Genomic DNA, 13,788 nt, shown 5'->3' with positions numbered 1-13,788 from the left:
GGGTCCGTACCTCCCTAGAATTTACGCTTGGTTACTTTATCCAGGTTGTCGAGCATGATGCCTGTCCCTTTGACGACGCAGTGCATCGGGTCTTCGGCAATCAGAACCGGGACCTTGAGCTCGTCCGCCAGCAATTGATCGATACCATGCAGCATGGCCCCGCCGCCGGTTAAGATGACGCCACGGTCGATGATGTCCGCCGACAGCTCCGGCGGCGTCCGTTCCAATACGGTCTTCGCAGCCGTTACGATAGAGGATACCGGTTCCCACAACGCCTCTTGGATTTCCTTCGAGTCGATGGTAATGGTCAACGGCAGCCCGCTTACCATATCCCGCCCGCGAATATCCATCTCTTCCCGTTTGCCGTCCGGATGTACCGTTCCAACCTTAATCTTGATATCCTCGCTTGTCCGTTCACCGATCAGGAGCTTGTACTTGCTTTTAATATATTTCATGATGGAGGAGTCGAACTTGTCCCCCGCGATCTTGATGGAGGAGGAGGTGACGATGTCGCCCATAGACAACACGGCGACGTCCGTAGTCCCTCCCCCGATATCGACGACCATGTTGCCGCTCGGCTGAAAAATATCCATGCCGGCGCCGATCGCCGCAGCCTTGGGTTCTTCCTCCAGAAAAACCTCCCGCGCCCCGCTCCGCTCGGCAGCTTCCCGTATGGCCTTCTGCTCGACGGACGTAATGTTCGTCGGGGCGCAGATCAGAATGCGGGGATGGCTGTACCACTTTCTTCCGCCAACTTTTTGAATGAAGTACTTCAACATCATTTCCGTAATTTCGAAATCGGCGATAACACCGTCTCTCAACGGACGAATAGCGACGATGTTACCCGGCGTCCGCCCCACCATGCGGCGGGCCTCTTCGCCGACGGCGAGCACCCGTTTTGTCTCGCTTTCAATCGCGACAACGGACGGTTCATCCAGGACCACGCCCCGACCTTTCACATGAATCAGGACGTTAGCGGTCCCCAGATCTATGCCGATATCCTTACTTAACATTCCAATCTTATCCTCCCTAACCAACCGTCCATCCTTCATTAATAGAAGCGGCACTACGAATGATATACGTTTCCTATTAATTTCGACGTTAAATCGGAAATTCCTCTTTTTTGCAAATGGTTTTTCGACAAATCTCGCTTCACGGGCGGGCTGGTTCGGGAGAGAGGACAGTGACTCGGCTTCGCCCGTACAGCGGTTTCCCACCTCGGCGCGTCGCGCCGGGAGCGTTTACTTTACCGTCACAAGCTTATCTTGCGATTTCGGGCTGCGCGTTTTGCGATACTTGATTTTCGTCGCTTCTCCCCCGCGCAGGTGACGGATCGACTTGTGGTACTCCAGAATGTGCTTGACCTGATTGGCAAGCTCCGGATTGATTTCCGGCAGACGCTCCGTGAGATCCTTGTGCACCGTGCTCTTGGAAACACCGAACTCCTTAGCTATTGTGCGAACCGTATGCTTGGTTTCCACCAGGCAACGGCCGATCTTAATGGTTCGCTCCTTGATGTAATCGTGCACTCCCCTCGCCTCCCTACTCGAGTTAGTTTGGTACATTATATGAGGGGTGTTCGCTTATATTCTTTGTTTCACGGTTGTGACAAGCTTAGAATGTACAATTATTTTCAAGGACGAGCCGGCGAAGCCCCCGGACAAGCGTTCCGAAAAAAAAAAGCAGGGGGTTCAAGTCCCCCTGCATTCCTTATGGTTGAACGATATGCTGCTCCGGATTCAAGGCCGGACCGCCTTGACCTTGGCGAAGCTCAAAGTGAAGATGTACGCCTTGCTCTTTCTCAAGTTCGTTGCGTCCCGCCATCGCGATGACATCGCCTTTCTTCACTTCCGTGTCTTTCGCGACCTTCACGTCCGCCAGGCTTTGGTACACCGATACGAGACCGTTGCTGTGCGTAATCTCAATGAGGTTGCCGACGATCGGATCTTTCTGCACCGCGGTTACCTTGCCGCTCATCACGGCCATGACGTCAAACGCTGTGTTGTCATGTTTGGCAAAATCCATTCCCATGTGCGGAGTGAACGTATCGCCGTATTCCACCATCGCCGCTTGTCTCACTTCGTTCGAAGCTTTGTTGTCGAAGAACGGGAGAATCACTTCCAGCTCATTGCGGTCTTTAAACGGCCATTGCAACGTTTCCTGCTTTGCGGATGTAGCGACAGCGTCAGAACCGGATACGTTATCCGTAACGGTCCCGGTCTTTGCGGGGTCAGTCCCTACCGTGGTGTCGGAGTTAAACGTGCCCGCACCCTGGTACACCCACATTAACGTTAAGATGATTGCCGCTGCTGCCATGTACGTTGCTGGAAACACCCACTTTTTGCCGAGCAATCTTTTCCAGGATGAGGTATTGCCGCCTTGCGCTCCTTCGATAGTTTTAGGAGCTTCTTGTTTTTGTACATCTTTCTTTTGATCATTCATCTATTATCACCTCGCTAACCAGTCTTGCCGGATTTGCGAGATTTATACGCGGCTAAACCTAGCTTTTTACAAACTTTTTCCTTTCAATAAGGTAGAGGCCTTGCCGAAGTCGATGCCGGTATAGAAATACTTCACGATCTCCTCCGCTTTCCGCCCTTCTCGCGCCATGCCGTTGGCGCCCCACTGGCTCATGCCGACCCCGTGACCGTAACCGAACGTAACAAATGTCCATGTCCCGTTCGCATAGCTCCATTGGAACTGGCTGGAGTTCAAGCCTAGTTTCTCGCGAAACTCGCGGCCAGTGAAAGATTTGCCGCCCACAGTCAGGCGCTTGATCCGATGACCAGCGCTACGCTCCATCACTTTCAGCCCTGTCTTCGCGCCGGCGGTTACCGGTACGGCTGCCGGGAGTCCCAGCTTGCGCTGCAGCTCGCGGGCCGTGAACGTCACGGTTTCCTTGTAGCGCGGCGATAGCTGCGCATCCCAAGGACTCGCCACGCTGCGCAGGTAAGGCAATTTCAAGTTCCAATAATCCTCCGAGTTTTCCGTGTACCCGTTGCTGGTAGAGAAGAAGCTCGCATCGATCGGCTGGCCCTCATACGTAAGCACGATATCCTTCGTCTCCTCGACCGACCGCCTCAGCTTGGCCATATTCGTCGCATATAGCTCCGGCTCCCATCGGCGCCTTAGCTCCTCGTCGTTTACATAGGCCTGATGCGCCGTCGTATCGGTAACCACCGCCTCCGAGCCGGGGACCTCGATCCTGTCTCCGCTCAACACCCTGCGGACGATATACGTGCGCGCAGCCATCGCCTGCGCCTTCAGCGCTTCCAGCTCGAACTCGACAGGCATCTCGGCGGCAACAACTCCAAGCACGTAAGTTTCCAGCGCGATGCGATCGGTCATTTGTTTGCTGCTGACGTAGACGGGAATCCGCATCGAGGCCGCTTCTTCAGCTGAGGGCGGGCTCCCTTCATGGCGGACCGCTTGGGACGATTCATGCTTTACCCCGGGCGTATGTACAAACAGCCAAGGAACGATCACGATGACAGATAAAAACCCTGCCAACCACAAAGCGAACCAGCGGGCCCATTTCGACTGCGTGCGTGAAAGCTTGTACTTCATCATCGGCTCGCGCTCCTCCGTCCTCTGTTGCATCTTAAACCGTGCTGCAGGTATTTTCATTTTATGAGGCCAAAAGATAGAATAGAACCCTAAAGAAAGAGACGCCTCCGCACATGCGAATTGAAAGATTCAAGGCCGGAAAGCTGCCGGCACAGCGCCCCCAGACACAGCAAAAAACCGATTCTTCCTGAAAGAATCGGTTCACGCGTCAGTCATGAATATAGGTCAAGCCAAAGTCGGCTGCACCACAAACAACGGCAGGGTATCAGGCTCCCTTTGCTTTTCCGTTTCCGGCAATTCGATAGGCATCCGTTTAATATCCGCCCCGAGCCGGGAGAGCTTCTCCGCAATCTCGACATACCCGCGGTCGATATGGTGAATGCCTGTAATCTCGGTATCGCCTTCGGCGGCCAGCGCCGCCAGTATCAATGCCGCTCCGGCGCGCAGGTCGGTGGCGCATACTTTCGCGCCCTGCAGTTTCACACCGCCGCTAACGACGGCAGTCCGGCCCTCTACCTTAATCTGCGCGTTCATGTTCGTCATCTGCTCCACGTGCATGAAGCGGTTTTCGAACACCGTTTCCGTTACGAGGCTGGTACCGTCTGCGGTTAACAATAGCGCCATCATTTGCGACTGCATGTCGGTCGGGAATCCCGGGTACGGCAGCGTCTTCACGTCCACTGCACGAAGCGGCCGATCGGTGGTGTACACGCGCAGCCCGTTCTCGTCTTCATCGATTTGAACGCCCATTTCCTGCATCTTGGAGATAACCGGGCGCAGATGATCGCCAATCGCGCCTTCAATGTATAAGTCGCTGTTCGTGATTGCGGCAGCAATCATATATGTACCTGCTTCGATCCGATCCGGAATGACCGTATGAACAGCACCTCTCAGCCGTTCAACGCCGTCGATGCGAATGGTTCCCGTTCCGGCTCCCCGAATCGTGGCCCCCATGGCGTTCAAGTAATTGGCGAGGTCTACAATTTCAGGCTCCTTGGCCGCATTCTCGATCAGCGTCGTGCCTTCGGCAAGCGTGGCCGCCATCATGATGTTCTCGGTCGCCCCAACGCTCGCAACGTCCAAGTAAATTTTCGCGCCCTTCAGTCTGCCGTTAATCCGCGCTTCAATGTACCCTTGGCCGAGCTCGATCTCCGCACCCATGGCCTCGAATCCTTTCAGATGCTGATCGATCGGCCTGGTTCCGATCGCGCAGCCGCCGGGCAGCGAAATTCTTGCTTGGCCCATCCGCGCCAGCAGCGGCCCCATGACGAGGAAGGAAGCGCGCATTTTACGCACCAGTTCATATGAAGCTTCACACGTTTGAAGACGGACGGCATTGATGCGAATGGATTCCTGTTTATATTCAACTTCAACGCCCAAACTCTCAAGCACCTTATTGATCACCAAGACGTCATCCAAAGGAGGCGCATCATGGATGACGCTCTCCCCTTCCATTCCCAGTAAAGAGGCTGCGATAATCGGCAGCACGGCATTCTTGGCGCCGTGAATTCGCACTCTGCCTGATAATTTCTTGCCGCCGCGGACGATAATTTTGCTCATCTGGATCCCCCTCCGCGTATCATTGTACGTTTTCGTTTATCGATCACGATAGCATTCGTGACGAAGGTTGATTTTAATACGGTTGTACTATCCATTGTTGACAAGATTCTCCTTGGTTATTCGAATACCCGGGATTTCAAAAGATTCCGGAGAACCACGTCGACCAGGCCAAGTAATCGATCACGAACTGCGCAACCTGATAACCGAGCGCGACGGAGAGCAAAATTTGCAGCAATTTGGCCTGCATGCTTCGAGGCCGCTTAAACAAGCTATCAAGCTTCAATTCCTGCAGTGACCACCAGGAAACGCCGATTAACACAAGCACAAGCACAATATTCAGCATGCCCTTCATACCGATGGAGGCGTTCATTTGATCTACATAGTCCATTGGAAATCCACGCTCGCTTTCTCGTTCTCTTCACCATCCCGTATTTGCTTCATCGGTTGACAGTGAGTCTCTACATGCATGTTTACCCCGGAGCTTGCAGGATTAATCGGTCTTTGGAACCACATGTTAACCGGGCCGTCACGCTCTTACGGCAATGCCCCTGCAAGCAACTGAACGAATTCGGCTCGCGTCGCTTGTTGATCGGGCCGGAATGTACCATCGTCGTAGCCGCCGACCAGACCTTCCGCCTTCATCTGCTTCAACAGACCTGCGCCCCAATAATTTTCTTCGATATCGGAAAAAGGCGCCTGTCCCCGGAGCTTGCCGCTCTTGTTCAGGCTGCGCGCAAGCATCGCCGTCATCTCCATCCGGGTAACGGGTTGATCCGGCCCGAACGTACGGTCGGGGTAGCCTTCGATCACGCCGGCCTGCGCCGCTTGGGCGATATAAGTGTAAGCCCAATGCGTGCTGCTTAAGTCCGAATACGCAATGCTCCGCAGTTTATTCAGTTGAAACGCGCGTGACAGCACGGCCGTCGCTTCCGCTCGTGTAATCGGGCGATCCGGTTGAAACGTGTAATTATCATAACCGTTAATGATTTGGCGGTTTGTTAATCGGACAATCGCCTCTTGCCCCCAATGTCCGCGAATATCGCTATACCCGCCAGTGAGCGGCTTGCTATCGACCAGCAGCTGATACATCCGATTGTCGAACGGTTGATTCGAAGTGAGCTTCACGTAGTAAGTGCCGGGATCAAAGCGCCCGGATAATTTCTGGTTATCCGCAAAGTCGTTCATCGAGCCGGCCATTGATTTCAACGTACCGTCGAATAAAGTCATGTAGATTTGGACCTGCGACGGAATTTCGCTGACGACGATCTGCACATAGCTGTCCTCTTCGATGCGGAACTGATACCAATCGATATCGTTCGATTTATCGAGCAAGCCGTTGTATGGCATACCGAGCGAAACAGCCGTCGCCTGATAGGAACGGTTATTCGGCTCATTCGGATCGATCAGCTTCGCATTGTACTCGATTTTCAGCGTATACTCGCCTACGATCGGATTTTCGTATTCCTTCACGTTCGTTACGCGGATATAGTAGCTGCCCGGGAACACCTCCGACAATTCGTAGCTTTCCGTCACGCCGTCGTCGCCCGAATCTACCGTCACCGACCTCTCGCCTTGTCTCTGCACCAATAAGACCGGGTCGATCCGCGCCGTATCGGTCGACAACGTCACTCGAATAGAGCCGGACTGCTCGACCGGAATTTCAAACCAATCGGCATCGTGGTACTGATGGAACGTGCCTTTGATCGTTTGACTTCGGGCCGGGAGCACATAGGCTTTATACTGTTTATCGTTATCTTCAAAAGGATCGCGGTACGTTTCGAAGGAAGTGGTCCATTGGTACGGAACCATGGAACTGAAACTGCGATCTTTCAATTGAAGCTGTATGTAACTGCGTCCTTTCGTCACCTTAAAAGGAACGGTCTGTCCGTTCTGCGCCGACTTGCTCGTAAGGACGCCGGAAGCGTCCGTGTGCTGGATGTTAACCGTCTGCCCCGGATCGATATCAAAGGTAACATTAACCGTCCCGTCATAGGGCGCGTCCATATAATACCAATCGGTATCCGATCCTCCGGCGAAGGCGGCAGCCGTCTTTTTGCTGATAGAGATCGATTTCGCCTGATCCTTGCGTTGATTCGGTTCGTACATGTCGAGGGAAAATGGTTCGGTCAACAACCGATCGACGCGCAAACTGCCGTACCCGGTCGAGGAATCCCACCCGCTGGCGTCCAAATCATCGGCGGTTTGACGAATCCACTGCCGAATTTGGTAAGCCTTCATCTCCGGATTCCGCCCCCAGATAAGCGCTGCCGCTGCCGCCACCTGCGGCGCAGCCATGGAGGTGCCGTCTTTGTTCTCATAAGAGCCGCCGAGCCCCGTCGTAAATACGTTCCACGGCGCCACAACGTCGATTTCGAGACCGGTATTCGATCTGGGGTCGATCTGTCCGTTCTCGGTCACTCCCCCTACGGCGAGCACTGTCGGATAAGCAGCCGGATATTTAACCCGGTTACCTTCGTTTCCGGTTGCGGCTACCAGCAGCACATCCCGCTCCTCCGCATACTTGACGATATCGCTTAAATAAGCCGAATATTTATTCAGCCCTAAGGAAAGCACGACGATTTTGGCCCCGTGATCAACGGCATAGCGGATTCCTTCACCCAGCTTCTGCTCGTCTCCCGAGCCATCCGCCTCGAGCGCCTTAATCGGCATCATGCGGGTTTTCCACAGCATGCCTGCGACTCCGCGGTCGTTATTGCCGACTGCGCCGATAATACCGGCGACGTTCGTCCCATGCCCGTTATCATCTTCCGGCGGCAGCGACGGCTGAATCAGATTGACGCCTTCTACCAGGTTCGGCTTCAGATCCGGGTGCGACAACTGGACGCCTGTATCGACGATGGCAATCGTCATGCCTGTATTTTCTTGCGTTACGTCCCAGGCTTCGCTCATATGAATTTGCTGCAGGTTCGATTGCTTCGTCAAGAACGGGTCGTCCGCTTGAGCGGCAAAAACCGTCCCGCTGCACGTCAGGAAAATCGCAAGGCCTGTGAACGATGCGATCATGGTTTGTTTGAACGTTTTGGGGTTCATCGTCATCAAAATCCTTTGTACTGATTTTCACCTGCCACACTTCATTATCCCATTCTAAGCGTTATGGCTAGAGGGTGCAACTGGATATTTTTTTTCGCGTGTTCCTCAGATGCGTGGCCGGTTGTCCGTTCGAGTTTACATATGAATTTACCGGGGCCGTTCCTTCATACGCTAGCTATGCAATCCATAAATCATATGAATGCGAGTGATGCAGATGGCGGTGTCCTTTTGTTCGCATTGTAATGAAAAGCTGCAAGAAGGTTCTCTGGTCTGCAAGTACTGCGGAGCACTGGCAAACGAAGCGGCAGAAGCTTCTCGGCCCCACAGCGATGATACGACAACGTCCCGCAAAGGCAGGTACGTGTACATTCTCCTCATCGCGATCGTCATCCTCGTTCTACTCTTCTTCCTATACAGCTAACCGATTTGGGGCAGCCTCCGCTGCTCCTTTTTCATCCCGCATTCCTCCCTTCAAACGTACGTAAAAAAGCCCGCAGTCCCGGAATCGATACGATCGTTCCGGAAGTGCGGGCTTAGCCCTCGGCTATTAACTAAACATAAACAAATCTTGCGTGAGCGTGAAAATCTGCTCGATGTAGGCCAGCACGCCTTGCGGGAACAGACCGAGCAGTACGCTGGCGGCCGCGCAGAGCCACATGGTGATGCTCAGCGGAAGCGCCGGCCGAATCGGTGCGGATGCGTCGTCGCTCCGCATGAACATTTGGCGGATGAGGCCGAAATAGTAGTAGAACGAAATGACGCTCGTCGCAATCAGGATCGCGCCCAGCCAGTAATGCTGCGTCTGCATCGCGCCCAGCAGGATGAACAGCTTCCCGAAGAAGCCGGCCGAGACCGGCAGTCCCGCGAGGGACAAGACGAGCAGCACGGTGGCGACCGCCATACCCGGAGCGCGATAGTACAGGCCGGCGAACCCTTTAAGATCTTCTTCTCCGGTCGAGCGCTCGATGATCATCAACACGGCGAACATCCCGATGTTCATGAACAGATACGCGATCAGGTAGTAAACAAATTCGGCAAAATTCGAGAAATGCACGATCGAGAATTGAACCGCGATCGGCACAAGCAGGTAGCCCGAGTTAGCGATGCCTGAATAGGCGAGCAGGCGCTTCAAGTTCGTTTGGCGAAGCGCGACGAAGTTGCCGACGATCATCGCCGCAGCCGCCACCACCATCATCCCCAGCAGAAAGTCGCTGTGAATCGGCGTCCCCATGATGCCCGGCGAGGCGAAGACAGTATACATGACGCGGAACAAGATCGCGAATGCGGCCGCTTTCGAGACGACGGCCAGGAATGCGGTTACCGGGGTGAAAGACCCCTGATACACGTCCGGCGCCCACATATGGAACGGCGCTGCCGCTGCTTTAAAGCCGAAGCCCGCCAGCAGCAGGAAGAAGCTCAAGTAAATCATCGGCTGCAGCGTCTCTCCGCTCCGCTCCAGCACGCTGCTAATCTGCGGGATCACCGTCGAACCGGTCATTCCATAGAGGAACGACATGCCGTACAAGATGACCGCGGACGAAATGCCGCCCAGCACGATATATTTAAAGGCGGCTTCGTTAGTCAGCCAATTTTTCTTCCGCATCGCGACCAGGATGTAGGATGTGATGCTAAGCAGCTCAAGGCCGACGAACAGCGTAATCAATTCGCCGGACGAAGCCATGATCATACCGCCGATCGTGGCCGGCAGCAGCAAGTAATAGTATTCGCCGACATGCGGCACTTCCTCTTCCCGAACCGAGCCGATGCTCATGAACGTTACAAGTCCGGCGCCCACAAGCAGCACCAGCTTGATGATGCTGGCAAAATCATCGATCCGGTAGCTGTAGAGAAGCAGCTGCTTCGGTTCCGCCGGATTCAACTGATACAGGACGACGAATACGGCCGATATCGCAATGCTGATCAGCGACAACCAACCGAGCCACGTTCGGCCGGCTTGACGAGGCAGCAGCAAATCGAGCAGCGACAGAATGACGGCAGCGACGACAAGCGTCAGCTCCGGTGCCAGCAGACCGAGATCTTGGAGTTGAAGACGTATTGGTTCCACCGGTCTAACCCCCCATCTTCGTTACGCTGCGAATGAATTGATCGAAACCGACGACGGTTTGATGCAGCGGCTCGCTCAGTACGCTCGGGTAAATCCCGAGCACTACAATAAACGCCACGAGCGTAATCATTGGAATCGCCTCGATGAAACGTGCGTCCCGCATCGCAGGCAGCTCGGTCCGGGACGGACCGTAGGTGATGCCGAGCACCCCGCGCAGCACGTACACGGCGGCCAGAATGATGCCGAGCGCTCCGACAGCCGTCAAGATGGGGTGCGATTCAAACAGCCCTACAAAAGCAAGAAACTCGCTGATAAAGCCGGACAGCCCCGGCAGCCCGAGCGACGCCATACCCGATACAAGCAGGATGCCGGAGATGAACGGCACCGACTTCGCCAGTCCGCCGAGCTCATCCAGCTTCGTTGTACGGGTGCGCTCATAGATGCTGCCGACGATCAGGAACATCAACGCCGAGATCAAGCCGTGCGAAACGAGCTGGAAGATCGCGCCTTCCATGCCGATCGTGTTGAATGCGGCAATCCCGAGAAGCACGATGCCCATATGGCTAATACTCGAGTAGGCCAACACAAGCTTGAATTCCTTCTGCACGAAGGCGAGCACCGCGCCGTACAAAATATTGACGATTCCCAGCACGGCGAGCACGGTTCCCCAGGCCACCGCTTGATCCGGGAACAGCAGGATGCCGAAGCGGATTAAACCATACGCCCCCATTTTCAGCAAGAGGCCGGAGTGAATCATGACGATCGACGGGGGCGCCTCCGTATGTACCTTGAGCATCCAGGTATGGAACGGGAAGAGCGGCAGCTTGATGCCGAACGCCACGAGCAGCATGAGGAACAGCGCCCATTTCATCGTATCGCTTAAGAAAAATACGTTGCCTTCCAGATCGCTCTGATTGACATAAGAGTCGGCATTTTGAAACAAGTTTTCCGTGATTACGTTGAGATCGCCGGAGTAGTGAATCGTAACGCCGTTCTCCACCGCCGTTTGCGTGAAGCCAGCCGTACTGACCAAGATGAGAAAGGCGATGATCATAATCGCCGAGCCGAGGCCGTTATAGATGAGGAACTTGTTGGCCGCCCGTTCGCGGTCCATGTACCCCCAAATTCCGATCAGGAAGAACATCGGCACCAGCGTCAATTCGAAGAAAGCGAAGAACAAGAACAGGTCTTGCGCCATGAATACGCCGAACATCCCCATCTCGAGCAGCAGAAACCAGATGAAGTACGACTTCCACCGCTTCTTGATGTACACGGAAGCCAGAGCGGCCATCGTGGAGACAAGCGCCGTCAGGAACACGAGCGGCAGCGACAGCCCGTCGACCGCGAGCGTGAACTTGAACTCCAGGAAGTAGGCCGACATTTGGCTTAAGCCCTGCGTCTCTCTATCAAGCGGGATTGAAATCCACGGCAGATCTTCTTTAAACTGCATGCCGCCCACATTCGAATTGAATTTCACATAGAGCCATGCGGACAAAATCAATGGAATAAGCGTGACGGCAATAGCCGTAATTTTGATCCATTGGCCCTGCGTCTTAGGCATGAACAGCAGGATCAGCACACCGATGAGCGGCGAGAACGTAATCAACGACAAAATCGGGAAATTATCCAAAGTTGATGAACCTCCTTCCCGCGATCACAAGCATCAGGACGAGCAAACCGAGCAACGTCGCAAGACCGTACGTTTGCACTTGCCCGTTCTGCAAGCGGGAACCGAGGCGGCCAAGACCCGTTACGGCATAAGTCGATAAGCGCACGACCCCATCCACCACGTATACGTCGAACAGATTCAGCACCTGTCCGATCGCCCCCAGCGGACGTACCCATACGGCTTGATACAGTTCGTCAATGTAATATTTGCGGTTCAGCAGCCTATACAGCCAAGGCGCCGAGGACACGAACGACGCTGAAGAAATCGATCGTTTCACGAACACCAGGTAACCGAAGCCGATGCCCAACAAGCCGACGACGTTAGATAAAATCATAACGAGCGCGGATGCATGCTCTTCTGCTTCATGACCGGTCAGCCACCCGCCTAACCACGGGTTAAACGGTGTGAACACGAAGCCCGCTGCGACGGCTAATACGGCGAGTACGATCAGCGGGAATGTCATCGTCCCCGGCGATTCGTGAACGTCATGACGGTGCGGGTTTCTCGATTTGCCGAAAAACACCAGGAAGAACAATCTCGACATATAGAATGCCGTGAAGAAGGCAGCCGCCAGCCCGACAATCAGCAATCCGTAATGTCCGGTGTTATACGCCTCCGTCAAGATCGCGTCCTTCGACCAGAAGCCGGACAAGGGCACGATGCCGCTAAGCGCCAAAGCGCCGATGGCGAATGTCCAAGCCGTGATTTTCATTTTGCGGCCTACGCCGCCCATCTCGTGAATGTCCTGCGTATGCACGGCATGGATGACGCTGCCCGCTCCGAGGAACAGCAGCGCTTTGAAGAAAGCATGCGTGAACAAGTGGAAAATCCCCGCCGTGTAAGCCGCCGCCGTTCCGATCCCAAGCGCCATCATCATGTACCCGAGCTGACTGACCGTCGAGTAAGCGAGAATACGTTTTATATCGTTCTGCGCGGTGCCGATCGTCGCCGCGAAAATCGCCGTAAACGCCCCGACCACCGCTACGACGGTAAGAGCCGCAGGCGCTGCCGTGAAAATATCGAAAGTACGCGCCACCAAGTAAACGCCGGCCGCTACCATCGTCGCGGCGTGAATGAGCGCACTGATCGGCGTAGGACCTTCCATCGCGTCCGGCAGCCACGTATGCAGCGGGAACTGCCCCGATTTCCCCATCGCACCGATAAAAATCAGAATGGCAATCCACGTCGCTATTTCCTCGGAAATTTTTCCGCTTGAGAAGGCGTTGCTGATCGAAGTGAAATCGAGCGCATGATCCGGCATCGCCCAGAACAGCAGCAGAATGCCAATGAATAATCCGACATCGCCGACGCGGGTAACGATGAACGCCTTCTTCGCCGCTGCGCGCGCTTCCGGCTTGAAATACCAGAAGCCGACAAGCAGGAAGGAACAAACGCCGACGAGTTCCCAAAATATGTAGAGCTGTACGAGATTCTCGGAAATGACGAGTCCCAGCATCGAAAACGTAAATAACGCGATATAGGCGAAGAACACGTTGATCCGTTCGTCGTCGTGCATGTAGCCTTTGGAATAAATATTGACGAGTAAGCTGACAAGCGTCACGATCACGAGCATGAGCGAATTGAGATTCGTCACCTCGAAGCCCATCGTCAAGACGACGTCGCCGAGCTTAATCCATTGCAGCTTGTTCCACGTGTAACCTTCAAGGTGTCCCCCGATCCGTTCCATGAAGACCAGCACGGACAACACGAACGAAGCGAACACGGCTACAATGCTAATATAGGCGCCTACTTCCCGCAGCGAGCGTCCTGCCGCCGTTAAGATCAAAAACGACAGCAGCGGAAACAACGGGATGAGCCAGGCGTATTGCGAGTAAGCCGATATCATGAGCTTAAATCCTCCTCTACGCGTTTGCCG

General features: G+C 54.5%; 11 protein-coding genes. 1 reads left to right on the top strand and 10 read right to left on the bottom strand.

Features of this window, described 5'->3' with window-relative positions; translation table 11 throughout:
- Positions 1 to 14: 14 nt before the first annotated feature.
- From mreB to FKP33_RS17900, 7 genes are all read right to left on the bottom strand, one after another.
- The gene (mreB, locus tag FKP33_RS17930) at positions 15 to 1,013 is read right to left on the bottom strand and encodes a rod shape-determining protein (protein WP_127609032.1); all 999 of its coding nucleotides are present in this window, start codon (positions 1,011 to 1,013) and stop codon (positions 15 to 17) included.
- Between the two features lie 228 nt (positions 1,014 to 1,241).
- On the bottom strand, positions 1,242 to 1,529 hold the full coding sequence (spoIIID, locus tag FKP33_RS17925) for a sporulation transcriptional regulator SpoIIID (protein WP_054796282.1): 288 nt from the start codon (positions 1,527 to 1,529) through the stop codon (positions 1,242 to 1,244).
- Positions 1,530 to 1,710: 181 nt separating this feature from the next.
- Positions 1,711 to 2,442 (bottom strand): M23 family metallopeptidase, encoded by a 732-nt coding sequence (locus FKP33_RS17920; RefSeq protein ID WP_127609031.1) that lies wholly within the window; start codon positions 2,440 to 2,442, stop codon positions 1,711 to 1,713.
- A gap of 66 nt (positions 2,443 to 2,508) precedes the next feature.
- Complete coding sequence (spoIID, locus tag FKP33_RS17915; protein WP_141335962.1) at positions 2,509 to 3,570, bottom strand: stage II sporulation protein D; 1,062 nt, start codon at positions 3,568 to 3,570, stop codon at positions 2,509 to 2,511.
- Positions 3,571 to 3,792: 222 nt separating this feature from the next.
- Entirely contained in the window at positions 3,793 to 5,127 is a 1,335-nt protein-coding gene (murA, locus tag FKP33_RS17910) for a UDP-N-acetylglucosamine 1-carboxyvinyltransferase (RefSeq protein ID WP_127609029.1), read from the bottom strand.
- Between the two features lie 136 nt (positions 5,128 to 5,263).
- A complete protein-coding gene (locus tag FKP33_RS17905; protein ID WP_054796281.1) occupies positions 5,264 to 5,515 on the bottom strand; it encodes a DUF1146 family protein in 252 nt (83 codons plus the stop codon).
- A 146-nt stretch (positions 5,516 to 5,661) separates the two neighbouring features.
- Positions 5,662 to 8,178, bottom strand: a complete 2,517-nt coding sequence (locus tag FKP33_RS17900; protein ID WP_141335937.1) for a S8 family peptidase — start codon at positions 8,176 to 8,178, stop codon at positions 5,662 to 5,664.
- Positions 8,179 to 8,377: 199 nt separating this feature from the next.
- Between FKP33_RS17900 and FKP33_RS28560 the strand changes: the two genes are divergently transcribed.
- Positions 8,378 to 8,599, top strand: coding sequence for a zinc-ribbon domain-containing protein (locus tag FKP33_RS28560; RefSeq protein WP_372813644.1), 222 nt, complete (start codon positions 8,378 to 8,380; stop codon positions 8,597 to 8,599).
- A gap of 126 nt (positions 8,600 to 8,725) precedes the next feature.
- Here the strand turns inward: FKP33_RS28560 and FKP33_RS17895 are convergent, their stop codons facing one another.
- The 3 genes from FKP33_RS17895 to nuoL are packed head-to-tail and all read right to left on the bottom strand — an operon-like array spanning position 8,726 to position 13,758.
- A complete protein-coding gene (locus FKP33_RS17895; protein ID WP_127609100.1) occupies positions 8,726 to 10,243 on the bottom strand; it encodes an NADH-quinone oxidoreductase subunit N in 1,518 nt (505 codons plus the stop codon).
- Between the two features lie 4 nt (positions 10,244 to 10,247).
- Complete coding sequence (locus tag FKP33_RS17890; RefSeq protein WP_141335936.1) at positions 10,248 to 11,873, bottom strand: complex I subunit 4 family protein; 1,626 nt, start codon at positions 11,871 to 11,873, stop codon at positions 10,248 to 10,250.
- Positions 11,866 to 13,758, bottom strand: a complete 1,893-nt coding sequence (gene nuoL, locus FKP33_RS17885) for an NADH-quinone oxidoreductase subunit L (RefSeq protein ID WP_054796280.1) — start codon at positions 13,756 to 13,758, stop codon at positions 11,866 to 11,868. Before nuoL ends, FKP33_RS17890 begins: the two co-directional genes overlap by 8 nt.
- Between the last annotated feature and the right edge of the window lie 30 nt (positions 13,759 to 13,788).

The organism is Paenibacillus sp. tmac-D7, from assembly GCF_006519665.1.
GTDB lineage: Bacteria > Bacillota > Bacilli > Paenibacillales > NBRC-103111 > Paenibacillus_G > Paenibacillus_G validus.
This window is presented reverse-complemented; position numbering and strand designations above follow the sequence as displayed.

Coding starts and splice junctions, on each gene's coding strand:
- spoIID (WP_141335962.1), bottom strand. CDS start 3,570: ATGATGAAGTACAAGCTTTCACGCACGCAGTCGAAATGGGCCCGCTGG.
- mreB (WP_127609032.1), bottom strand. CDS start 1,013: ATGTTAAGTAAGGATATCGGCATAGATCTGGGGACCGCTAACGTCCTG.
- FKP33_RS17905 (WP_054796281.1), bottom strand. CDS start 5,515: ATGGACTATGTAGATCAAATGAACGCCTCCATCGGTATGAAGGGCATG.
- murA (WP_127609029.1), bottom strand. CDS start 5,127: ATGAGCAAAATTATCGTCCGCGGCGGCAAGAAATTATCAGGCAGAGTG.
- FKP33_RS17920 (WP_127609031.1), bottom strand. CDS start 2,442: ATGAATGATCAAAAGAAAGATGTACAAAAACAAGAAGCTCCTAAAACT.
- nuoL (WP_054796280.1), bottom strand. CDS start 13,758: ATGATATCGGCTTACTCGCAATACGCCTGGCTCATCCCGTTGTTTCCG.
- FKP33_RS28560 (WP_372813644.1), top strand. CDS start 8,378: ATGCGAGTGATGCAGATGGCGGTGTCCTTTTGTTCGCATTGTAATGAA.
- FKP33_RS17900 (WP_141335937.1), bottom strand. CDS start 8,178: ATGAACCCCAAAACGTTCAAACAAACCATGATCGCATCGTTCACAGGC.